The sequence below is a fragment of the Kocuria salsicia genome (genome assembly GCF_007681555.1).
In the GTDB taxonomy this organism is placed as follows: Bacteria; Actinomycetota; Actinomycetes; order Actinomycetales; family Micrococcaceae; genus Kocuria; species Kocuria salsicia.
In genome coordinates this window covers 89,599-112,744 of record NZ_VELE01000003.1, presented here as the reverse complement: position 1 = coordinate 112,744, position 23,146 = coordinate 89,599, and the positions used below count along the sequence as shown (strand labels likewise).

The 23,146-nt window shown below is 70.3% G+C and carries 16 protein-coding genes and 1 pseudogene; 15 read left to right on the top strand and 2 right to left on the bottom strand.

Annotated elements, in window-relative coordinates; all coding sequences use genetic code 11:
• Window positions 1–24 precede the first annotated feature (24 nt).
• Window positions 25–2,613: a RelA/SpoT family protein gene (locus FS770_RS06920; RefSeq protein ID WP_260983378.1), complete on the top strand. Its 2,589-nt coding sequence runs from the start codon at window positions 25–27 to the stop codon at window positions 2,611–2,613.
• Between the two features lie 138 nt (window positions 2,614–2,751).
• Here FS770_RS06920 and FS770_RS06915 read toward each other — a convergent pair whose 3' ends face one another.
• The gene (locus tag FS770_RS06915; RefSeq protein ID WP_144942877.1) at window positions 2,752–3,411 is read right to left on the bottom strand and encodes a type IV toxin-antitoxin system AbiEi family antitoxin; all 660 of its coding nucleotides are present in this window, start codon (window positions 3,409–3,411) and stop codon (window positions 2,752–2,754) included.
• 186 nt (window positions 3,412–3,597) lie between these two features.
• On the bottom strand, window positions 3,598–5,298 hold the full coding sequence (locus FS770_RS06910) for a DUF349 domain-containing protein (protein WP_244944795.1): 1,701 nt from the start codon (window positions 5,296–5,298) through the stop codon (window positions 3,598–3,600).
• Window positions 5,299–5,495: 197 nt separating this feature from the next.
• On the opposite strand from FS770_RS06910, the gene hisS reads away from it, so the two are divergent.
• The 14 genes and pseudogenes from hisS (at window position 5,496) to mltG (ending at window position 23,145) form a co-directional block, all read left to right on the top strand.
• A complete protein-coding gene (gene hisS / locus FS770_RS06905) occupies window positions 5,496–6,851 on the top strand; it encodes a histidine--tRNA ligase (protein ID WP_144942878.1) in 1,356 nt (451 codons plus the stop codon).
• Between the two features lie 145 nt (window positions 6,852–6,996).
• On the top strand, window positions 6,997–8,805 hold the full coding sequence (gene aspS / locus FS770_RS06900; RefSeq protein WP_145010786.1) for an aspartate--tRNA ligase: 1,809 nt from the start codon (window positions 6,997–6,999) through the stop codon (window positions 8,803–8,805).
• A gap of 38 nt (window positions 8,806–8,843) precedes the next feature.
• Window positions 8,844–10,061, top strand: a complete 1,218-nt coding sequence (locus tag FS770_RS06895) for an MFS transporter (protein ID WP_145010783.1) — start codon at window positions 8,844–8,846, stop codon at window positions 10,059–10,061.
• A 77-nt stretch (window positions 10,062–10,138) separates the two neighbouring features.
• Window positions 10,139–10,591, top strand: a complete 453-nt coding sequence (gene dtd / locus FS770_RS06890) for a D-aminoacyl-tRNA deacylase (RefSeq protein ID WP_126875077.1) — start codon at window positions 10,139–10,141, stop codon at window positions 10,589–10,591.
• A 51-nt stretch (window positions 10,592–10,642) separates the two neighbouring features.
• A complete protein-coding gene (locus FS770_RS06885) occupies window positions 10,643–12,304 on the top strand; it encodes a replication-associated recombination protein A (protein ID WP_244944794.1) in 1,662 nt (553 codons plus the stop codon).
• Window positions 12,305–12,464: 160 nt separating this feature from the next.
• Window positions 12,465–14,192 (top strand): glycerol-3-phosphate dehydrogenase/oxidase, encoded by a 1,728-nt coding sequence (locus FS770_RS06880; protein WP_144942881.1) that lies wholly within the window; start codon window positions 12,465–12,467, stop codon window positions 14,190–14,192.
• A gap of 45 nt (window positions 14,193–14,237) precedes the next feature.
• Window positions 14,238–14,999, top strand: a complete 762-nt coding sequence (locus FS770_RS06875; RefSeq protein ID WP_186366719.1) for an MIP/aquaporin family protein — start codon at window positions 14,238–14,240, stop codon at window positions 14,997–14,999.
• 47 nt (window positions 15,000–15,046) lie between these two features.
• A complete protein-coding gene (gene glpK, locus FS770_RS06870; RefSeq protein WP_144942883.1) occupies window positions 15,047–16,567 on the top strand; it encodes a glycerol kinase GlpK in 1,521 nt (506 codons plus the stop codon).
• Window positions 16,568–16,787: 220 nt separating this feature from the next.
• Window positions 16,788–17,426 carry a 30S ribosomal protein S4 gene (gene rpsD, locus FS770_RS06865; RefSeq protein WP_144942884.1) on the top strand — a complete coding sequence of 213 codons (639 nt, stop codon included), beginning with the start codon at window positions 16,788–16,790 and terminating at the stop codon, window positions 17,424–17,426.
• Window positions 17,427–17,609: 183 nt separating this feature from the next.
• Window positions 17,610–17,978 (top strand): annotated as a pseudogene (locus FS770_RS06860) (DUF948 domain-containing protein); the annotation flags it as partial.
• Window positions 17,979–18,196: 218 nt separating this feature from the next.
• Window positions 18,197–18,661: a hypothetical protein gene (locus tag FS770_RS06855; protein ID WP_145010777.1), complete on the top strand. Its 465-nt coding sequence runs from the start codon at window positions 18,197–18,199 to the stop codon at window positions 18,659–18,661.
• A complete protein-coding gene (gene alaS / locus FS770_RS06850; protein WP_144942886.1) occupies window positions 18,661–21,348 on the top strand; it encodes an alanine--tRNA ligase in 2,688 nt (895 codons plus the stop codon). Before FS770_RS06855 ends, alaS begins: the two co-directional genes overlap by 1 nt.
• The gene (ruvX, locus tag FS770_RS06845) at window positions 21,348–21,839 is read left to right on the top strand and encodes a Holliday junction resolvase RuvX (protein ID WP_094393884.1); all 492 of its coding nucleotides are present in this window, start codon (window positions 21,348–21,350) and stop codon (window positions 21,837–21,839) included. The genes alaS and ruvX overlap by 1 nt, the downstream gene beginning before the upstream one ends.
• Window positions 21,840–21,933: 94 nt before the next feature.
• The gene (gene mltG, locus FS770_RS06840) at window positions 21,934–23,145 is read left to right on the top strand and encodes an endolytic transglycosylase MltG (RefSeq protein ID WP_145010774.1); all 1,212 of its coding nucleotides are present in this window, start codon (window positions 21,934–21,936) and stop codon (window positions 23,143–23,145) included.
• Window position 23,146: the final 1 nt, after the last annotated feature.

Below are 23,146 nucleotides of genomic sequence, written 5' to 3'. Positions count from 1 at the left end.
GGCACGGTGAGGAGGCCACGACTCATGTCCAGCACGTCCGACCACGCGGGTACCCGCGCACCCGCAGACTCACCCGCGCCCGTTTCCAGGGGATCTGCCGAGGCCACGGCCGCTGCGACGACGGCGCGCACGACGTCGTCGGCGTCCGCTCCCGCGTCTGCCGAGGTTGTCGGCACGACCACGGGTCACGCCACATCGCTGGGGTCGGCCCCCACGTCCGCCGTGGGAACCAGCGTGGCCGCCGACGGCGCGTCGCGCGCGGCCGGCGGTCAGCGCACCGCCGTGGCCCGCGGGGACTTCAGCGGGACCCACTTCGTGCTCCCGGCCTCTCGCCCCGTCTTCGGCCGCGCCGTGTTCCCCGGTCGCAGCGAGAAGACCCGCTCCACGCTGTCCGTGCTGAGCGGGGAGTCAGTGCCCAGTTCGCCCGTGCTCGTGCCGCTGCTGCGCACGGTGCAGAACTCGCACCCCGAGCAGGACCTCAGCGTGCTGGAGCGCGCCTTCGCCGTGGCGGATGCGCACCACGAGGGCCAGAAGCGCAAGTCCGGGGACCCGTACATCACCCATCCGGTGGCAGTGACCACGATCCTCGCGGAGCTCGGCATGACGGGTGCGACCCTGGTGGCCGGGTTGCTGCACGACACGGTGGAGGACACCTCCTACACGCTGGACGAGCTGCGGGCGGAGTTCGGCGAGGAGGTCGCCGAGCTCGTGGACGGCGTGACCAAGCTGGACAAGATCCAGTACGGGGAGAACGCCCAGGCCGAGACCGTCCGCAAGATGATCGTGGCCATGGCCAAGGACATCCGGGTGCTGGTCATCAAGCTTGCGGACCGCCTCCACAACGCCCGCACGTGGCGCTTCGTCTCCTCCGAGTCCTCGGGCCGCAAGGCGCGCGAAACGCTGGAGATCTTCGCGCCCCTGGCCCACCGGCTGGGCATGAACACGATCAAGTGGGAACTCGAGGACCTCTCCTTTGCCGCGCTCTACCCCAAGGTCTACGACGAGATCGTGCGCATGGTGGGGGAGCGGACCCCCGAGCGGGAGCGGCACCTCGCCCAGATTCGTGGAGAGATCGGCGAGGCGCTGGACGCCTCCGGGATTGAGGCCACCATCACGGGCCGACCCAAGCACTACTACTCGATCTACCAGAAGATGATCGTGCGCGGGAAGGACTTCGACGAGATCCACGACCTGCAGGCTGCGCGCGTGCTCGTGAACTCCGTGCGCGAGTGCTACGCGGCCCTCGGTGTGCTGCACGCCAAGTGGCGGCCGCTGCCCGGGCGGTTCAAGGACTACATCGCCATGCCCAAGTTCAACATGTACCAGTCGCTGCACACCACGGTGATCGGACCGAACGGGCGGCCCGTGGAGATCCAGATCCGCACCCACGAGATGCACCGACGCGCGGAGTACGGCGTGGCCGCGCACTGGAAGTACAAGGACAAGGTCAACCAGGCGAACTCCGCCACGCCCAAGGCCAAGGAGGGCGAGCTGAACTGGCTCAGCTCCCTGGTCTCCTGGCAGGAGGAGGCCAAGGACTCCTCGGACTTCCTGGACTCGCTGCGCTACCAGATCAACACCGCCGAGGTGTACGTGTTCACGCCCAAGGGCGAGGTCATGGCCCTGCCCGCGGGTTCCACGCCGGTGGACTTCGCCTACGCCGTGCACACGGAGGTCGGCAACCGCACGATCGGTGCGCGGGTCAACGGCAAGCTGGCACCGCTGTCCTCGACGCTGCAGCACGGGGACCGGGTGGAGATCCTCACCTCGAAGTCGGAGCAGGCCGCGCCCTCCCAGGACTGGCTCAAGTTCGTGGGCTCCCCGCGCGCCCGCACCAAGATCCGCCAGTGGTTCTCCAAGGAGCGGCGCGAGGAGGCGATCGAGCGAGGCAAGGACATGCTCACCAAGGCCCTGCGCAAGCACCACCTGCCGTTGCAGCGCACGGTCACGAGCGAGTCGCTGCTCGCGGTGGCGCAGGACTTCAACCGCGGGGACGTGGCCGCCCTCTACGAGGCGCTCGGCTCGGACGCGGTCAGCGCCCAGCAGGTGGTGGAGAAGCTGCTGGAGCACCTGGGCGGTGCGGACGGCACGGAGGAGGACCTCACGGAGGTCACGCGTGTCACCAAGCCGGTGCGGTCGGGCGTGGCGGATGCGGGAGTGCTCGTGCAGGGCGCCTCGGACGTCTACGTGAAGATCGCCCGTTGCTGCACGCCAGTGCCCCCGGACGAGATCGTGGGCTTCGTGACCCGTGGTTCAGGGATCTCGGTGCACCGGGTGGACTGCGCGAACATGAAGGCGCTGCCGGAGGGAGACAACCGGGTCAAGCAGGTCTCGTGGGCTCCCACGCAGTCATCGCTGTTCCTCGTGGAGATCCAGGTGGAGGCGCTGGACCGCAAGTCCCTGCTCTACGACGTCACGCGCGTGCTCTCCGAGAACCACGTGAACATCCTCTCCGCCCAGGTGCACACCTCTCGTGCCCGTCTGGCCATCTCACGCTTCTCCTTCGAGATGGGGGACACCCGGTACCTGGACCACGTGCTGAACCAGGTCCGGCGGATCGACGGCGTGTACGACGTGTACCGCGTGTCGGGCCACCAGCCCGTGGTGTCCTGACGCCAGCCCGGGCGGGCGCCTACTTCCTGGGCCTCCGGCGTGCGGTCCGGCGGGTGAGCGGTCTGGCAGGTGATCGGCCCGGGAGCGCACGCCTTCCCGGGCCGGGCCGTTCGGCGTGGTCAAGCTCCACCGCGATTCTCAGGTCCCGGTGACCGCCGCGGGCTGCACCGTTCGGCCCTGTGCCTCGGTCTGCATCCCCCGTGACAGCTTGCGCACCCGCGTGAGCGCCGCGCGCCGTCCGGGGGTCTTGGGCAAGGTCTCCAGGCCGTGGCGGACGTCCTGCGGAGTGCACTGCAGCCGTGAGGCGCTCATGAGGGCCAGCAGGGCGGCGTCGCCGGCGGGGCCCGGAACGTACAGCGCGATGTCCAGGGCCGTGCGCCGAGGAGACGTCAGAGAAATTCCGCGCAACGTCACGACGTCCTCCGGAGCGAAGCTCGTCTGGTGCAGCACGATCCCCGGCGGAACGGTGGCCGTGGTGCGCGCGCTCTTGTCCACGAGCACGGGCAGGGGCGAAGGTTCCGGCGCGCAGCGGTAGAACCACGCCGCACCCAGCCGCCCCAGCACACCCCGGCGCTGCAGGTTGCCCGGCACCACCCGGCTCAGCACCACCGCCCGCAGGGAGTCGGTGACGGGCTGGGACGCGTGCACGTGGGCGTCCAGCAATTCGCGGCGCAGCACACCGTCCACGGTCATGGCGTGTAGCTCCGCGCGGCTGAACGGGTGGCCGGGCAGGAACACGGTGAACGCGCCGTCGTAGCGGGAACCGGAGGGGCGCAGCGCAGGGGCGAGGGAGGTCATGGACCCATCCCACCCCACGAACCGGCGCCACGGCAGACCCGCGCCGCACCTGTGGAGAACCCACGAGAAGCGCCCCCGTCCGGCGGACCGGAACGGGGGCGCTGGCCGTGAAAAGCTCGGAACCGGGCGCTCTCACCAGGAGACCCGGGACGGCACGCCGTCAGCGGTGCCGCCCCGGGGCGGGCCTCAGCCCAGTTCGGAGGCGGAAGTCTGCAGCGTGGCGAGCCACTGCTCGCTCGTAGCCAGGTCCTTCTCCAGGGAGGCGGCCTTCTTCTCGTTGCCGGAGGCGCGGGCGGTCTCGACCGCCGCGCGCTGGTCCGCGATCTTGTTCTCCAGCTGGGAGAGCATCGAGTTCGAGCGCGCCTTCGTCTCCGGGTCGGTGCGACGCCACTTGTCGTCCTCCGCCTTCTTGACGGCGTCCTCGACGGAGCGCAGCTCGTTCTCCACCCGGCGCATGTGGGCGCGCGGCACCTTGCCGGCCTCCTCCCAGCGCTGCTGGATCGAGGCGAGCTTCTTCTTGGCGGCCTCGAGGTCCTTGACCGGCAGGATCTGCTTCGCCTCGGCGAGCAGCTTCTCCTTCACGCCCAGGTTGCCCTCGAACTCCTTGTCGATCTGCTCGTTCGCGGCCTTGCGGGCGTTGAAGAAGACGTCCTGCGCCGCGCGGAACCGGGCCCACAGGGCGTCGTCGTCCTTGCGGGAGGCGCGCGGGGCCTGCTTCCAGCGGTCCATGAGCTCGCGGTACTTCCCCGCGGTCTCGCCCCAGTCCGTGGAGGAGGACAGCGCCTCGGCCTCGGCGATCAGGGCCTGCTTGACACGCTTGGCCTTGGCGTTGGTCTCGTCCAGGGAGGAGAAGAACGCCTTGCGGTGGCGGTCGAACGTGGTGCGCGCCTTGCGGAAGCGCTTCCACAGGGCGTCCTCGTCCGACTTGGACAGCCGCCCGCCCGAGCGCTGGTGCTCCTGCCACTGCGTGAACAACTGCTCCATCCGGGCCGAGGACCGCTTCCACTGGGTCTTCTCGGGGTCCTGGCCAGCAACCTCCTCTGCCTCCTCCACGATGGCCGTGCGGCGGGCCAGCTGCTCGGCCCTGTGCTTCTTCGACTCCTCCCGCTCGCGCTCCAGTGCCACGCGGATGGCGTCCTCGAGCGTGTCCAGGCGCGTGGAGAGGTCCACGAGGTCACCCACCATGGCGTGCGCGTCCACCTGCTCCCGCACGTGCTGCACGGTCTTGCGCATGTCGCCAGCAGGGGCCTTTGCGGCGATGCGCTGCTCGAGCAGCGCGACCTGCGCCTCGGCGTCGTCGAACTTGCGGGCGAAGTAGACCAGGGCCTCGTCGCTCGTGGCGTCCGGGAACTGGCCGCACTCGTACTCGGTGCCCTGGACGGTGACGTAGACGGTGCCGTTCTCGTCCGCGCGGCCGAAGCGCTTGGCACGGGCCACGGACTCGGCCGGGGAAAGCGCGGCGGGCGCGCTCTCCGCGGCAGTCCCGGGGGTCGACGTCGCGGCGGCCGGGGTCTTCAGGGCCGCGGGGCTCGGGGTCTTGGGCGCGGCCGGGGTGGGACGTCCGGCGGCCGACGGCGACGGCGCACCCGGCGTGGGAGCCGACGGCCGCGGGGTGGGCGCGGGCGTCGCGGGAGCGCTGCCCGTCTCTGCCGCGGTGGCCGTCTCGGGCGCAGCAGCGGTCTCTGGTGTCGCAGCGGTCTCGGACACAGCTGCGTCGTCGGACGCGTCGGCGGCGTGGTCCACCGGTGCAGGCGCCGCCGGGGCGGCGGAGGACTCGGATGCGGGAGTCTCAGCCGCGGGTGTCTGGGGGGAGCGCTCCTCGGGCGCCTCGGGGGTCTGCGGTCCCTGCTCGGGACGGCGGTCGTCGGATTCAGGACGTTCTGTCACCGCTACAACTCTTTCTGCACGGCCTCGCCGGGAGGGCTCTGTGGCGCTGCTCACCCGGCGGGGGCTCCATTGGTGGACACGGCCATCCTAACGAGGGGCGCGCCCTAGAATGGCCGCAGACACCGTCACGACCGTCCCGGGTACCGTGCCGAGGGCGAACACGGCCGGTGGCCCACCCACACCGAGGAGTTCCACCCATGGCTCGCACCACCTCCCTGTCCGGCTTCCCCGAATGGCTCCCGGAGGAGCGGATCGTGGAGCAGCACGTCCTCGACTCGCTGCGCCGCACCTTCGAGCTGCACGGGTTCACCTCGATCGAGACCCGCGCGGTCGAGACCGTCGAGCAGCTGCTGCGCAAGGGCGAGATCGACAAGGAGGTCTACGGCGTCTCGCGGCTGCAGCAGGACGAGGAGGACTCCTCCAAGGAGGGTGCGCTCGCGCTGCACTTCGACCTCACCGTGCCGTTCGCCCGCTACGTGGTGGAGAACAACGGATACCTCACCTTCCCGTTCCGCCGCTACCAGATCCAGAAGGTCTGGCGCGGCGAGCGCCCCCAGGAGGGCCGCGCGCGCGAGTTCACCCAGGCGGACGTGGACGTCGTCGGGGACGGCACCCTCCCGTTCCGCTACGACGTCGAGCTCGCCCTCGTGATGATCGACGCCCTGTCCGCATTGCCCATCCCCCCGTTCGTGCTGCGCGTCAACAACCGCAAGCTGGCTGAGGGCTTCTACCGCGGCATCGGCCTCGAGGACGCCCCCGCAGTGCTGCGGGAGATCGACAAGCTCGAGAAGATCGGTGCGGACGCCGTGGCCCGCAACCTCCAGGACGCCGTGGGCGCGAGCCCAGAGCAGGCACGGGCCGCGCTGGCACTCGCGGAGATCCGCACCGAGGACACTTCCTTCGTGGAGCAGGTGCGTGCCCTTGGCCAGACCAACGAGCTGCTTGAGGAGGGCCTCGCGGAGCTCGCGGAGGTCGTGGGGGAGGCCGCTCGCCGAGCGCCGGGCAAGGTGGTGGCAGACCTGTCGATCGCGCGCGGTCTCGACTACTACACGGGCACCGTCTACGAGACCGTCCTGGTCGGCCACGAGCAGCTCGGCTCGGTGTGCTCCGGCGGGCGGTACGAATCCCTCGCGAGCACCGGCAAGAAGAACTTCCCGGGCGTGGGCCTGTCCATCGGCGTGACCCGGCTGGTCACGCGCATCCTCTCGCAGAAGATGGCCTCCGCCTCCCGCTCCGTGCCCTCAGCCGTGCTCGTGGCCCTGAACGACGACGAGTCGTGGTCCGCCGCGCAGGACGTCGCAGGCGCCCTGCGCTCCCGGGGAATCGCCACCGAGGTGGCCGCCACGGCCCAGAAGTTCGGCAAGCAGATCCGCTACGCCGAGCGCCGGGGCATCCCGTTCGTGTGGTTCACCACGGTGGCGGAGGACGGCACGGTGGGCCACGAGGTCAAGGACATCCGCTCCGGCGAGCAGGTCCCGGCGGACCCGCAGTCGTGGCAGCCGCCCGTCGAGGACCTCCGCCCGGGCGTCGCCGCCGGGCCGGCCGACGACTGAGCCGCCGCGCGCTTGTAGACTCGCGGGAGACAACCCACCGGGCCGGGCGACGTCGTGCCCCGTGCCCGTGGCGCCGCGTGCGCGCGGCCCAGAGAACTCCGGGGACGTGCTCCCCGCACCACAACCAATGAAAAGGTGAATGCACTTGTTGCGAACACATGAGCTTGGCGCGCTGAGCGCCGAGAACATCGGACAGACCGTCACGCTGGCGGGCTGGGTCGGCCGCCGCCGGGACCACGGCGGCGTGGCGTTCGTGGACCTGCGGGACGCCTCCGGCGTGGCGCAGATCGTGGTGCGCGACGAGGAGCAGTTCCACCAGCTGCGCAACGAGTACGTCCTGCAGGTCACCGGCACCGTGGAGCGCCGCCCGGAGGGCAACGAGAACCCGAACCTGCCCTCGGGCGAGGTGGAGGTCATGGTGGACGAGCTCGCCGTGCTCAACACCGCCGCGCCCCTGCCGTTCCAGATCGACGAGCACGTGGAGGTGGGGGAGGAAGCGCGCCTGAAGTACCGCTACCTGGACCTGCGCCGCCCGGAGCCCGCCCGCATCATGCGGCTGCGCTCCGAGGTCAACCGCGTGGCCCGCAACCTGCTGCACGAGCAGGGCTTCACCGAGGTGGAGACGCCCACCCTCACCCGCTCCACCCCCGAGGGCGCGCGCGACTTCCTGGTTCCGGCGCGCCTGGCTCCGGGCTCGTGGTATGCCCTGCCGCAGTCCCCGCAGCTGTTCAAGCAGCTGCTGCAGGTGGGCGGGATCGAGAAGTACTTCCAGATCGCCCGCTGCTACCGGGACGAGGACTTCCGCGCGGACCGCCAGCCCGAGTTCACCCAGCTGGACGTCGAGGCCTCCTTCGTGGAGGAGGACGACATCATCGCCCTGGGCGAGCAGATCGTGAAGGCGCTGTGGGCGCTGATCGGCGTGGAGATCACCACCCCGATCCCGCGCATGACCTACGCGCAGGCCATGGCTGACTACGGCTCCGACAAGCCGGACCTGCGCTTCGACCTGAAGCTCACCGAGCTCACCGAGTACTTCAAGGACACCCCGTTCCGCGTGTTCCAGGCCCCGTACGTGGGTGCCGTGGTGATGCCCGGTGGTGCGTCCCAGCCGCGCCGTCAGCTCGACGCGTGGCAGGAGTGGGCCAAGCAGCGCGGCGCCAAGGGCCTCGCGTACGTCCTGTTCAAGGAGGACGGCGAGATCGCCGGACCGGTGGCCAAGAACATCTCCGAGGAGGAGAAGGCCGGACTGGCCGAGGCCGTGGGTGCAAAGCCGGGAGACTGCGTGTTCTTCGCCGCCGGCGGGGTCAAGACCTCCCATGCGCTGCTCGGAGCGGCGCGCGTGGAGATCGGTCACCGCGTGGGCCTGATCGACGAGAACGACTGGGCCTTCGTGTGGGTCGTGGACGCGCCCCTGTTCGAGCCGGCCGCCGACGCCGTGGAGTCCGGTGACGTGGCCGTGGGCTCCGGCGCCTGGACCGCGGTGCACCACGCGTTCACCTCGCCGAAGCCCGAATTCATGGACACGTTCGACACCGATCCCGGCTCCGCGCTGGCCTACGCCTACGACATCGTGTGCAACGGCAACGAGATCGGCGGCGGCTCCATCCGCATCCACCGCCGGGACGTGCAGGACCGGGTCTTCCGCGTGATGGGCCTGAGCGAGGAGGATGCCCGGGAGAAGTTCGGCTTCCTCCTGGACGCCTTCCAGTTCGGTGCGCCCCCGCACGGCGGCATCGCCTTCGGCTGGGATCGCGTGGTCGCGCTGCTCGCGGGCACCGACTCCATCCGCGACGTTATCGCGTTCCCCAAGACCGGCAACGGCTACGATCCGCTGACCGCCGCTCCCGCCGCGATCACGGCGCAGCAGCGCAAGGAGGCGGGCGTGGACGCCAAGCCCGAGCCCCGCACCTCCGGCGAGTCCAAGACCACCACGACCAACGAGAGCGGGCGGTAGTCGTCCAACCCGCTGAACAGCACACCGGCCGGAGCCTGATGGCCCTGGCCGGTGTGCTTCTGACTGCCTTCACCCTCCGACTCGGCGTCTCCGGGGTGTCCCCGGTGCTCGAACGCCTCTCCACCGACCTGCACCTCACCGCAGCGAACACGGGTGTGCTCGCCATGATGCCCACCCTGGGCTTCGCGCTGACGGGCTTCCTCACCGCGTTCCTGATGCGCCGCATGGGGCTCGAGGCGCTGCTGATGCTCTCGTGCGCCCTGGCCGCTGCGGGTCTGGTGGCGCGCGCCCTGTGCACGGACGTCATCCTGTTCCTCGTGTTCACGTTCGTGGCCATGTGCGGTCTGGGCATCGGCAACGTGGCGCTGCCGCCGGTGATCAAGAAGTACTTCCCGAACCGGATCGCGCCGCTCACGGCCGTGTACTCGATGCTGCTGGGAGTGTCCACGGCAATGGCCCCGTTCTTCGCGGTCCCGATCGCCGACGCCGCGGGGTGGCGTGCGTCCGTGGGGTCCTGGGCGGTCTTCTCCGCGGCGGCGCTCGTTCCCTGGCTCGGCGTCCGCTGGCCGCAGCCCGCCCGCGTCCTGGGCGCCTCCGAGCTGGCCGAGGTCCCCGTCCCGGGCGTCACCGCCCCCGCGGCGGGCCCCGGGCGGGCCTCCCCGTGGCGCACCCGCGTGGGCTGGGGGGTGGTGCTGATGTTCGTGGGCACCTCGTCCAACACGTTCGCCATGTTCACCTGGCTTCCCCGCTTCGTGGTGCACACCGGCTTCTCGGAGCACGAGGCCGGCGCAATGCTCTCCTTCTACGCGATCCTCGGCCTGCCCGTGAGTCTCGTGGTGCCCCTGCTGGTGCGCCGCACGGGCAACACCCTCGTGCCGGGTCTGTGCGCCGTGCTGCTGTACGGCACCGGCTACCTCATGCTGCTGCAGTGGCCACGGGAGGTCTTGGGTGGCCTGCCGCTGGTGTGGGTGTGGATCACGATCGCCGGGCTCGGCCAGGCCTCCTTCCCCCTGGCGCTGACACTGATCAACATCCGCACCCGCACCACTGCGGGCGCCGGCGCGCTCTCCGGCTTCGGGCAGGGCCTGGGCTACCTCGCTGGCTGCGCCGGGCCCCTGATGTTCGGTCTGCTCTTCGGGGCCACGGGCAACTGGTGGACCTCCTTCGGGTACCTCTGGCTCATGCTCGGGGTGCTCGCCGTCGGCGTACTGGTGACCGCCCCGCACCGCTTCATGGAGGACTCGGGCCCGGGATAGGGACAACGACGCCGCCCGCGCACCGCGGCGTCGTCGCCGGTTCCGCTGCGGGTTCCGGATGTGGTGGAGTGGACGGCATGCGAATCGTGCTGCAAGTGGTGACGGGTGCCCGGGTCACGGTCGAGGACCTCACGGTCGGGGAGATCGACGGTCCGGGGCTTGCACTGCTCGTGGGGATCACCCACACGGACACCCCCGCCACGGCGCAGAAGCTCGCCGCGAAGATCGCCGGGCTGCGGGTGCTGCCGGGGGAGACCTCCTGCGAGGACAGCGGCGCGCCCGTGCTGGCCGTGAGCCAGTTCACCCTCTACGGGGACGTGCGCAGGGGGCGGCGGCCCTCGTGGACGGACGCCGCCCCGGCAGCGTTGAGCGAGCCGCTGTTCGACGCGTTCGTCGCCGCGCTGCGCGAGCGTGGCCTGACGGTAGAGACCGGCCGGTTCGGGGCGCACATGGCGGTCTCCCTGGTCAACGACGGGCCCATCACGCTCGTGGTGGACAGCGACGACCTGCAGCGCCCGCGCCGCGACTGACGCCCGGAACGGGCTCGTGTGCGTGTCCGGGTCGGGCAGTAGGGTCGAGGCGTGAGCGACTCCCTGTTCGACCTGCCGGACCCCGCACGCGGCGGCCGGGCGCACGCCAACGACCCCGCGTTCCCGGAGCCCTCGGCCGCTTCCGGGGGTTCTGCCTCGGAGCACGGGCGGCGCCGCTCCCGCGCACCCCTGGCCGTGCGGATGCGACCGCGCACCCTCGACGAGGTCGTGGGCCAGAAGCACCTGCTGCGCACCGGCTCCCCGCTGCGCGCGCTCGTCACGGGACTCACGGGTCCCGCCGCGCCGTCCTCGGTGATCCTCTGGGGCCCACCAGGAACGGGCAAGACCACCATCGCCCACGTGATTGCGCGAGGCCACGACACCACTTTCGTGGAGCTCTCCGCCGTCACGGCCGGGGTGAAGGACGTCCGGCGGGTCATGGACGAGGCGCTGACCGCGCGGGACCTTCACGGGCGCACCACCGTGCTGTTCCTGGACGAGATCCATCGCTTCACCAAAGCCCAGCAGGACGCCCTGCTGCCCGGTGTGGAGAACGGGTGGGTGGTCCTGGTGGCCGCGACCACCGAGAACCCGTCCTTCTCCGTGATCTCCCCGCTGCTCTCCCGGTCACTGCTGCTCACCCTGCAGCCCCTGGAGCGCTCCGACATCGGCGAGCTGCTCGAGCGTGCTGTCACGGAGCCTCGCGGGCTCGACGGTGCCGTGCGGCTGGACCCCGCTGCGCGCGAGCACCTGCTTGACGTGGCCGGCGGGGACGCCCGCAAGGCGCTGACCTCGCTCGAGGCGGCGGCCGCAGTGGCGCTCTCCCATGCCACGGACAGCTCCGCCGCAGCGGCCACGGACGGCGCTGGGAGAGCAGGCAACGGCACCGGGGCGCGCGAGAGGGCCGTGGGATACGACGAGGCCGGGGAACCGGTGGGGGTCGGAGCGGATGGCGGGGCCGCCGGCAGCGGTGGGACGGGGACGAGCGGACAGACCGGAGCAAGCCGTGGGACCGGGGAGGGCAGCGGCGTCACCCGGGAAGATACGGACGGGCGGGCCGCAGCCCCGCCCACGGTGACCCTCGCGGACGCCGAGGAGGCCGTGAACCGGGCGGCGGTGCGCTACGACAAGACGGGCGACCAGCACTACGACGTGGTGAGCGCGTTCATCAAGTCCATTCGAGGCTCGGACGTGGACGCCGCGATGCACTACCTCGCCCGGATGATCGAGGCGGGGGAGGACCCTCGGTTCATCGCACGCCGGCTCATCATCTCCGCGTCCGAGGACATCGGGATGGCTGATCCCACGGCACTGCAGACCGCCGTGGCGGCGGCACAGGCCGTGCAGCTGATCGGCATGCCAGAGGGCCGGATCCCCTTGGCGGAGGCGGTCGTGCACCTCGCCACCGCCCCCAAGTCCAACGCCGCGTACCTCGCGGTGGACGCCGCCATCGCGGACGTGCGAGCCGGCCGCGCCGGGCCCGTGCCGCCGCACCTGCGCGACGCCCACTACCCCGGGGCCGCCGCGCTCGGCCACGGAGCGCACTACGTCTACGCCCACGACGCCCCCAACGCCGTCGCCGCCCAGCAGTACCCTCCCGACGAGCTCGTGGGCCGCGACTACTACGCACCCACCCAGTTCGGCCACGAGAAGAACGTGACCAGGCGACTGGAGATCCTGCGCGGGCTCGTGCGCGGCACCGGCGGCGGGTAGCGGCGGGTCCCGCGGCCGCGGGACACCCCCGGGGCCCGGGCACCGCGCGACATCCCGGCTGCCGGGTCCCCGGTTGTTCCCGTGCCGTTGCACGCGGACTATCGTGAACGTGGCCCTACAACCTCAACCGGCAACCCCTTGGTAGACAGGAGCGGCAACCGTGCCACTGACCTCACTGAACGCACAGCAACGCAGCGACGACCTGCGAGACATGGCGGAGCACCCCGTGGACGTCCTAGTCATCGGCGGCGGCATCACGGGCGCAGGGATCGCGCTCGACGCCGCCACCCGGGGCCTCTCGACCGCCATCATCGACGCGCAGGACTGGGCCCAGGGCACTTCCTCGCGCTCCTCGAAGCTCGTCCACGGCGGCCTCCGCTACCTGCAGCAGCTCAACTTCGCCCTCGTGGCAGAGGCGCTGAAGGAGCGAGACCTGCTAATGCACCGCATCGCCCCGCACCTGGTCAAGCCCATCCAGTTCATGTACCCCCTGGTGCACAAGGGCTGGGAGCGCCCGTTCGTGGCCACCGGCATCGGCATGTACGATGCCCTGGCCCACGTGGGCGCCAAGGGCGAGTCCATGCCCCTGCAGCGCCACCTCAGCGCGCAGGGCGTGCGCCGCACCTTCCCCTCGCTGAAGGACGACGCCGCCGTGGGCGCCATCGTCTACTGGGACGGGCGTGTGGACGACGCCCGCCTGACCCTCGACCTCGTGCGCACCGCCCAGCGCTACGGCGCGCTCGCGGCCAACCGTGCGGCGGCCCGCAAACTGGTCCGTGACGAGACGGGCCGCGTGGTCGGCGCACTCGTGGAGGACATCACCACCGGTGAGACCCGCGAGGTGCGCGCCAAGGCCGTGATCTCCGCAGCCGGTGTGTGGACCGAGCCCGTGCAGGACCTCGCCGAGTCCAAGACCGGCCTGAAGGTGCTGGCCTCCAAGGGCATCCACATCGTGGTGCCGAAGGAGCGTCTGAGCGGAACCACGGGGCTGATCCTGCAGACCGAGAAGTCCGTGCTGTTCATCATCCCGTGGGACGACTACTGGGTCATCGGGACTACCGACACCCCGTACGAACGGGACCTCGTGACACCCACCGCCAACGCTGCGGACGTCGAGTACGTCCTCGAGCACGCCAACGCTGTGCTGCGGGACCCCCTGACCGTGGACGACGTCATCGGCACGTGGGCCGGGCTTCGTCCGCTCGTACAGCCGGGAACCAAGGGCGAGGAGACCCCCTCGACCAAGATCTCCCGCGAGCACTCCGTGGTGGAGTCCGCGCCCGGGCTGTTCGCAATCGCCGGCGGCAAGCTGACCACCTACCGCGTGATGGCCAAGGACGCCGTGGACGCGGCCCTGGGCAAGAAGGCCGCCAAGAAGCTGCCGTCGATCACCGACGAGGTGGCACTGCTGGGCGCACAGGGCTGGTCCGGGCTGATGAACCAGGCCGAGCACCTCTCCCGGCGCACGGGCGTGGACCAGGTGGTCATCGAGCGACTGCTCAACCGCTACGGGGACGAGACCCTCGAGATGCTGGACGCCGTGGCCGAGCACCCCGAGCTGGGTGAGCCCGTGGAGGGCGCACCGCGCTACCTCGCGGTTGAAATCCATCGTGCGGCAACCCACGAGGGCGCCCTGGACCTCGAGGACGTCATCTGCCGGCGCACCCACCTGAACTACGACCAGCGCGACGGCGGGCTGGGCGCCGCCCCGGCGATCGCCCGCATCATGGGCGAAGTCCTCGGCTGGGACGAGGCCGAGCAGGCCCGTCAGGTGGAGCTCTACACGCAGCTGCACGAGGCCGAGCGGGCCGCGCTGCGGGAGACGGACGAGAACAGCGCGCAGCAGCTGCGCGCTGGTGCGGGCGATCCGTACCCCCGCCGGGGCTGATCACAGATCTCGGGCCCGGAACTCCTCCGGGCCCCCGACCATCCAATGGAGGGTGCAGTGAATGAAGTGACCGAGGTCGCGTTGTCCACCGTTTTCTTGTCCGAGGCGTTCGGCACGGCGATCCTGATGCTGCTGGGCTGCGGTGTGGTGGCCAACGTGGTCCTGCCCCGGACCAAGGGCAACGGCGCCGACTGGCTGCTGATCAGCTTTGGCTGGGGGCTCGCAGTGTTCTCGGGCGTCTACGTGGCGCACGCGTCCGGGGCGCACCTGAATCCGGCGGTGACCATCGGCATGCTGGCACGTCACAACGCGGAGTACGCCCCGGGCGTCACCATCACCCCGGCGAGCACCGTGGTGTACCTGGTGGCGCAGTTCCTGGGCGGTTTCGTGGGTGCCCTCGTGTGCTGGCTGGCCTACAAGAAGCACTTCGACGCGGCGGGTGAGGAGGGCGTCGCGACGATCGGCGTCTTCTCCACCGGCCCGGAGATCCGCAGCTACGGCTGGAACTTCGTCACCGAGGTCATCGCCACGTTCGTGCTCGTCTACGTGATCCTCGTCTTCGGCGAGACCCCCAGTGAGCTCGGCCCCCTCGCCGTCGCGATGCTCGTTGTGGCCATCGGCGCCTGCCTCGGCGGACCCACGGGCTACGCGATCAACCCTGCACGTGACCTCAGCCCGCGCCTCGTGCACACGTTGCTGCCCATTCCGAATAAGGTGAGCAGCGACTGGTCCTACAGCTGGGTCCCGGTCCTGGGCCCGATCGTGGGCGGCGCCCTCGCCGGTGTCGCGGCCATGGTCATCGGCTGACCCGCGCCACCCAGCAGGCAACACACTTTTTGACAAAGGAGTCAGACATGACCGAACCCAAGCACGTGATGGCGATCGACCAGGGCACCACCAGCACCCGCGCGATCGTCTTCGACCACTCGGGCAACATCGTGAGCGTGGGCCAGTACGAGCACGAGCAGATCTTCCCCCGCGCTGGGTGGGTGGAGCACGATGCCCAGGAGATCTGGCGCAACACCCGCCGCTGCGTGGCGGACGCGCTCGCGGAGACCGAGCTCACCAAGGACGACCTCGCGGCGGTGGGCATCACCAACCAGCGCGAGACCGCCGTCGTGTGGGACAAGAACACCGGTGAGCCCGTCTACCACGCGATCGTGTGGCAGGACACCCGCACGCAGGCCATCGTGGACGAGTTTGCGAAGGACGGCGGGGACGAGAAGTTCCGGGAGCTCACCGGCCTCCCCCTGGCGAGCTACTTCGCGGGCCCGAAGGTCAAGTGGATCCTGGACAATGTCGAGGGCGCGCGGGAGAAGGCCGAGGCCGGGGACCTGCTCTTCGGCACCACCGACAGCTGGCTCGTGTGGAACATGACCGGCGGCAGCGGGGACGGCGTCCACGTCACGGACGTGACCAACGCCTCCCGCACCCTGCTCATGAACATCGACACCCTCGACTGGAACGAGGAGCTGTGCGAGACCATGGGCATTCCGATGTCCATGCTCCCGGAGATCCGCTGCAGCAGCGAGGTCTACGGCAAGGGCCGTGCCCGCGGATTCCTCAAGGGCGTGCCGATCGCCGGCATCCTGGGTGACCAGCAGGCGGCCATGTTCGGTCAGACCTGCTTCGAGCCGGGCATGGGCAAGAACACGTACGGCACGGGCAGCTTCCTGCTCATGAACGTGGGGGAGACCCCGGTGCGCTCGGAGTACGGGCTCATCACCACGGTCTGCTACCAGATCGAGGGCCAGAAGCCGGTCTACGCCCTGGAGGGCTCCATCGCCGTCACAGGTTCGCTGGTGCAGTGGGTGCGCGACAACCTGGGCCTGATCCAGGACGCCAAGGAGATCGAGCCCCTCGCCCGGGCCGTGGAGGACAACGGTGGCGCGTACTTCGTGCCGGCGTTCTCCGGGCTCTTCGCGCCGCACTGGCGCCCTGACGCCCGCGGTGCCCTGGTGGGTCTCACCCGCTACGTGCGCAAGGAACACATTGCCCGCGCCGTCCTGGAGGCCACCGCGTTCCAGTCCCGCGAGGTCGTGGAGGCCATGAACAATGACTCCAAGCAGGACCTCACGGAGCTGCGCGTGGACGGCGGCATGACCGCCAACGAGCTGCTCATGCAGTTCCAGGCGGACCAGCTGGACGTTCCCGTGATCCGCCCGAAGATCACGGAGACCACGGCTCTCGGTGCCGCCTACGCGGCGGGCCTCGCGGTGGGGTTCTGGGCGGACCTGGACGAGATCACCCAGAACTGGGCGGAGGACAAGCGCTGGGAGCCGGAAGGGGACCGCGCGGAGGAGGACAGGCTCTTCCGCAACTGGACGAAGGCCGTGGGCAAGTCCCTCGACTGGGTGGACGAGGACGTCAGCTGAATCGGATATAGTAGACGGCTGGCTGGCACGTCGCGTTGCGGCATGCCCTCGGACGGTGAACACTCACCGCCCCGGGCTGCTGCGCGGACGCTAGGCACGTCGGATTGCGGCTGATCCGCACCTCTCCCGCGGGAACCACTTTCCGCGCCGGAGGCCAGTACCACCCAGAACGGAGCACGGGCCCCGCCCGTGCGCCGTCGAACCGCAGGAAAGGCAAGTCTTGTCCCAGAACAACAGTTCTCGTGCGCGCCGCCAGGTGCGCAAGTCTCGTGCCCTCGGCATCGCCCTGACGCCCAAGGCCGAGAAGTACTTCGAGCGCCGCCCGTATGCTCCCGGTGAGCACGGCCGTGCCCGCCGCAAGCAGGACTCGGACTACAAGGTCCGTCTGACCGAGAAGCAGCGACTGCGTGCGCAGTACAACATCCGCGAGAAGCAGATGCACCGCGCCTACGTCGAGGCCAAGCGCGTCGAAGGCCAGACCGGTGAAAACCTCATCGCTCTGCTCGAGACCCGTCTGGACGCCCTGGTGCTGCGTGCGGGCTTCGTGCGCACGATGGCTGCCGCGCGCCAGGCTGTGGTCCACCGCCACATCATGGTGGACGGCCAGCGCGTGGACCGTCCCTCGTTCCGCGTGCGCCCGGGTCAGATGATCCACGTGCACCCGCGCTCCGAGAAGATGGTCCCGTTCCAGATCGCCGCGACGGGTGCGAACCAGGATGTCCTGCCGAACACCCCGCCGTACCTGGACGTGACGATCGACCGGCTGCAGGCCACGCTCTCGCGCAAGCCCGAGCGCTCCGAGGTCCCCGTGACCTGTGAAGAGCAGCTCGTGGTCGAGTACTACGCCCGGATGGCCTGATCCTCCGAGCGCCACGCCGCCCCCTGGGGCGGCGGACGAACAGCCCGCGACCCCGGTCGCGGGCTGTTCGCCGTCTGCGGCACGGTTCGCCGCGCGACGCGGGTTGTTGGGTAGAGTTGCCAGTCGGTCGGCGTTGCTCGCCGGCACCCAGATCGTCGAGCCCGAACGGAAGAAGTGATCCCCATGGACGGTGGCGATATCGCCGGATTGATCGCGGCATTCGTCTTCGCGGTGCTGGTGGGCCTGCTCGCACTGCCCATCGTCAAGCTCGGTCGTGTCTTTGACGAACTCCGGCTGACCATCCGCTCGATCAACGACGGCACCACACCGCTGATCGACGAGGTTACGCGCACCGTGAGCACCACCAACACGCAGCTGGAGAAGGTGGACGGCATCACCTCGAACGTCTCGGACGCCTCCGCGAACGTCTCGGCCCTGTCCTCGCTCGTGGCCTCCACGGTGGGGCAGCCCCTGATCAAGGTGGCGTCCTTCTCGCACGGGCTGCGCCGGGCCTTCTCCCCGCAGCCTGGCCCTGCGGGGGCGCCCCGCACGGCGCCCACCGCAGGCTCCCCGGGCGACGCGAACGCCTCGAACCCCTCGACCGCCCGGCCGGAGGGTTCCGCACCCACGTCGGGGGCCGGTGACCGGCCCGCAGGCGACGCCGCGGCGTCGGGAACCGCGCGTGCCTCCCGCTACGGGACGTCCGCTTCCGGGGCTCCCGGTCCCTCCGCGACGTCGGGGCCCCGTTCCACCGGATCGGGGAGCTGAGCGTGGGAGTCTGGTCGAAACTCGCCCTGCTCGCCGCGGGTGCCCTCATGGGGGGCGCCGCCACGCGGGTCGCCTCGGATCCCACCGCGCGCCAGGTCCTCGCACGCCAGGTCTCCGGCGGCGCGCCTGCCGCAGAGGACACCGGCGGAACCCTTGCGGCCAGGACTGCGGGGGACGTCGAGCGCCGCCCCGAGTCCGGCCCCGTGGCCCTGCTGCGCGGCGGTGCCCGGCGGCTGCGTCAGTTCACGGCCCGTGTGCGCGCCGGCATGGACGAGCGCGAGAGCGAGCTGCGGGAGCAGTTTGGCGTGCGCTCACCCATGGACCACACGGCGAACCACTCCGGCGACGATGCCGTGGCCCCTGCGGGGGCGCCGTGGCACGCCGTCGACCCCCGTCCCTCGACCGGTCCCGGGCACACCGGGCACCGGATCATCGACCATGACCCTTCGGAAGGAAACGAGCGGTAATGCTCTCTCATGAGATCACCCAGCGCTGGCTGAGCTACTTCGAGGCGAAGGGGCACCAGGTGGTGCCCTCGGCCTCCCTCGTCTCGCAGCAGTCCGGGGCCATGTTCACCATCGCCGGGATGGTGCCCTTCATCCCGTATTTCCTGGGCCAGGAGACCCCGCCCTACTCGCGGGCCACGTCCGTGCAGAAGTGCATCCGCACCCTGGACATCGACGAGGTGGGCAAGACCGCCCGCCACGGCACGTTCTTCCAGATGGCCGGCAACTTCTCCTTCGGCGACTACTTCAAGTCCGAGGCGATCCCGATGGCCTGGGAGCTGCTGACCTCCGCCGTGGCGGACGGCGGGTTCGGGCTGGACCCCGAGCGGCTGTGGGTCACGGTGTACGAGGGGGACCAGGAGTCCTACGACCTGTGGCACGACACCGTGGGCCTTCCCGCCCAGCGGATCCAGCGCATGGGCCGGGACGAGAACTACTGGGACACGGGCCAGCCCGGCCCCGCCGGTCCGGACTCGGAGATCTTCTACGACCGCGGTCCGCGCTACGGCAAGGACGGCGGTCCGGCGGTGGACGACGACCGCTACATCGAGATCTGGAACCTCGTGTTCATGCAGTACCAGCGCGGCGAGGGCAACGGCAAGGACTACGAGATCCTGGGCGAGCTGCCCAAGAAGAACATTGACACCGGTCTGGGCGTCGAGCGCCTGGCCATGCTGCTGCAGGGCGTGGAGAACTTCTACGAGACCGACCAGGTCCGCCCCGTGCTCGATGCCGCCGCGAAGCTCTCCGGACGCGCGTACCGCGGCTCCGAGAAGCCGGGGGAGGAGGGCTACGAGGACGACGTCCGCATGCGCGTCGTCGCCGACCACGTCCGTTCCTCCCTCATGCTCATCGCGGACGGCGTGACCCCGGGCAACGAGGGCCGCGGCTACATCCTGCGCCGGCTGCTGCGCCGCGCGGTGCGTGCCATGCGCCTGCTGGGCGTCACGGACCCCTGCCTGCCGGTGCTGCTGCCGGAGTCCCGAGACGCCATGAAGGGCGTGTACCCGGTGGTCGCGGAGGACTTCGAGCGGATCTCCCGGATCGCGTACGCCGAGGAGCGTGCGTTCCTGAAGACCATCGAGTCCGGCACCACGCGCCTTGAGGGCGCCGTGGCTGTGGCGAAGGGCGAGAAGCGCGCACTCAGCGGCGCGGACGCCTTCGCCCTTCACGACACGTTCGGCTTCCCGATCGACCTCACCCTCGAGATGGCCGGTGAGGCCGGGGTGAGCGTGGACGAGACCGCGTTCCGCGAGCTCATGGCCGAGCAGCGCCACCGGGCCCAGGAGGACGCCCGCGCCAAGAAGGGCGCGCTGGCGGACCTCTCCGAGCTGCGGCGGATGCTCGACGAGCACGGCAGCGAGTTCACCGGCTACACCGAGCTCGTCACCCCCACCACGGTGCGCGCCATCCTCTCGGACGGGGTTTCCGTCCCGGCGGCGAGCCAGGGCGAGAGCGTGGAGGTGGTGCTCGAGCGCACCCCGTTCTACGCGGAGGCCGGCGGCCAGGCGGCGGACGTCGGCGTGATCGAGAACTCTGACGGGCTGAAGCTGACCGTCGAGGACGTCCAGCAGCCGGTCAAGGGTCTGTCCGTGCACCGGGTGAAGGTCTCCGAGGGCCAGGTGGTCGTGGGGGATGAGGTCACCGCGCGCGTGGACTCCCGGCGCCGCCACGACGGCGAGGCCGCCCACTCGGGCACGCACGTGGTGCACGCTGCGCTGCACGACGTCCTCGGGCCCGACGCGGTCCAGCGCGGCTCCTTCAACAAGGAGGGCTACCTGCGTTTCGACTTCTCCCACGGGGAGGCCGTCACGGCGTCCCAGCTGCAGGAGATCGAGCAGATCGCGAACACGGCCATCCGCGACGACTTCGAGGTCGTCACCCGCGAGATGCCCCTCGCAGAGGCCAAGAAGCTGGGCGCGATGTCCCTGTTCGGCGAGAAGTACGGGGAGCAGGTGCGCGTGGTCGAGATGAACGGCCCGTGGTCCCGTGAGCTGTGCGGCGGAACGCACGTGGGCTCGACCTCCCAGCTCGGCTCGCTGTCCCTGGTCTCGGAGCAGTCCGTGGGCTCGGGCAACCGCCGCGTCGAGGCGCTCGTGGGCCTGAACTCGTTCAACCACCTGGCCGCGGAGCGTACCCTCGTCAACCAGCTCACCGGGATGCTCAAGGTGCAGTCCAGCGCGGAGCTGCCCGAGCGGCTCTCGGCCACGCTGGAGAAGCTCAAGGAGACAGAGCGGCAGCTGAGCGCCCTGCGCCAGCAGCAGCTGCAGGCGAAGGCCGGGCAGCTGGCCCAGGAAGCAGAGCGGGTGGGACGCGTCACGGCCGTGCTTCACCACGCCGGGGAGGTCGCCTCCGCAGACGCCCTGCGTAGCCTCGCGCTGGACCTGCGGACCCGGCTGGGTTCGGAGCCCGCGGTTGCCGCGGTGACGGGCGTGGCCAACGGCCGTCCGCTCGTCGTCGTGGCCGTCAACGACGCCGCTCGGGAGGCCGGTCTCGCAGCGGGACAGCTCGTGCGCACGGCGGCGACCACGCTCGGCGGTGGCGGGGGTGGCAAGCCCGACGTTGCCCAGGGCGGCGGCTCGGACCCCTCGAAGGTCTCCGAGGCGCTCGAGGCGATCCGCGCCCAGATCCTGGCCACCGCGGGCTGATGCCTGAGGGCTTCGAGCGCGGCGTGCGCATGGGCGTGGACGTGGGCCAGGTCAGGGTTGGGATAGCCCTGACCGACCCGGAGTGCGTCCTGGCCACGCCGCACCAGACCCTGAAGCGCGATACGAACCCCCGCAAGGCCTTCGACGTGAAGATCATCACACGGCTGTGCGAGGAGCGGGACGTGGTCACCGTCTACGTGGGGTTGCCGCTGAGTCTGGACGGCGCGGAGAACCGCTCGACCCAGATGGCGCGCGATTACGCCGCAGCGCTCGTTCGTCGGCTAGGCTCACGGGGGTGCACCACCGCGGTGCGCCTGGTGGACGAGCGGCTTTCCACGGTGGCCGGGCACCGGGCGCTGTGGGACTCCGGGATCTCGCGGCGGCACCACATGGACAAGGTCGACCAGGCCGCGGCCGTGACGTTCCTGCAGTCGGCCGTCGAGCAGGGGCTGCGCACCGGGGCCGAGCCCGGGGACCCGGTCCAGGGCTGAGTACGAGCGGTATCGTGTCTGCCCGGGCCGCGGCAGGCCCGGGGGGAAACGAGAGACCACACCACACCACCAGAACGGCGGACGGAGACAATTCGTGAGCGATGAGCCGCGAGGCAACGGCACCGGAGACGGGACGCCCGACCACGGGTCCCACGGCGACGTGCGGAACTCTTCATCGGCCTCGGACCGGGATGCCACGTCGAACCTGGCGGGCTCGTTCGAGCACCACGACGTGACCCCGGAGCAGCGCAAGCGTCGCAAGGTGCGGTCGCGCGCGTCCCTCGCGACCGCCGTCGCCCTGTTCGTCGCAGCGCTGGTCGTGGTCGTGGCCGTGCTGGGGTCCGCCTTCGGGCTGTTCGAGCGCAAGGACTACCACGGCTCGGGCGACCAGGACGTCAGCTTCTCCGTCGCGGACGGCAGCACCACGGGCCAGATCGCCCAGGACCTGCAGTCGCAGGAAATCGTGGCGAACGCCTCGTACTTCGTCGAGAAGTTCCAGGACCGCTACCCGGAGGACTTCATCCAGCCGGGCACGTACGAGCTCAAGACCCACATGCCCGCGGACGCCGTCGTCAGCGCCCTCATGGAGCGCGACGAGGCTTCGCACTACGCGGCCATCGCGAAGACCCAGCGCATGGATGACACATTCACCACGCTCAGCGAGGCCACCGGCCTCGACAAGTCCGAGTTCGAGAAGCTCTCCACCGAGAAGGCGAAGTTCGGTGTCCCGGACAAGTTCCCCAACCTCGAGGGCTGGCTGCACCCCGGCGAGTACCGCTTCCCGCTGGACGCCACGGCTGAGCAGATCATCCAGGAGATGGTCGACCGCACCAAGCAGACGTTGAAGGACAACGACGTCGCCGAGGACAAGTGGTTCGACGTGCTGACCATCGGGTCCATCGTGGAGTTCGAGGGCACACCCAAGATCTACCCGGCCGTGGCCGGCGCGATCGAGAACCGGATCAACAACCCGGACGGCGAGACGAGCGGTTTCATCCAGTCGGACGCCTCCGTGACGTACGGTCTGGGAAAGAAGACCGTGCACCTCACGGACGAGGAGAAGCGGGACAAGTCCAACCCGTACAACACGTACGCCAACCCGGGCCTGCCCGTGGGGCCCATCGGCTCTCCGAGCGACGAGGCCATCGCCGCGGCGGCAAAGCCCGAGAAGAACGACTACTACTACTGGGTGACCGTGAACCTCGACACCGGCGAGACCAAGTTCGCCAAGACCTACGAGGAGCACCAGAGGTACGTGGAGGAGTACCAGAAGTGGTGCTCCGACAACGACGGCAAGTGCTCCTGAG

Excerpts from the sequence above, each read along its gene's own strand:
- FS770_RS06920 (WP_260983378.1), top strand. The coding sequence starts at position 25 with ATGTCCAGCACGTCCGACCACGCGGGTACCCGCGCACCCGCAGACTCA.
- FS770_RS06915 (WP_144942877.1), bottom strand. The coding sequence starts at position 3,411 with ATGACCTCCCTCGCCCCTGCGCTGCGCCCCTCCGGTTCCCGCTACGAC.
- hisS (WP_144942878.1), top strand. The coding sequence starts at position 5,496 with ATGGCTCGCACCACCTCCCTGTCCGGCTTCCCCGAATGGCTCCCGGAG.
- FS770_RS06895 (WP_145010783.1), top strand. The coding sequence starts at position 8,844 with ATGGCCCTGGCCGGTGTGCTTCTGACTGCCTTCACCCTCCGACTCGGC.
- dtd (WP_126875077.1), top strand. The coding sequence starts at position 10,139 with ATGCGAATCGTGCTGCAAGTGGTGACGGGTGCCCGGGTCACGGTCGAG.
- FS770_RS06875 (WP_186366719.1), top strand. The coding sequence starts at position 14,238 with ATGGAGGGTGCAGTGAATGAAGTGACCGAGGTCGCGTTGTCCACCGTT.
- glpK (WP_144942883.1), top strand. The coding sequence starts at position 15,047 with ATGACCGAACCCAAGCACGTGATGGCGATCGACCAGGGCACCACCAGC.
- alaS (WP_144942886.1), top strand. The coding sequence starts at position 18,661 with ATGCTCTCTCATGAGATCACCCAGCGCTGGCTGAGCTACTTCGAGGCG.
- ruvX (WP_094393884.1), top strand. The coding sequence starts at position 21,348 with ATGCCTGAGGGCTTCGAGCGCGGCGTGCGCATGGGCGTGGACGTGGGC.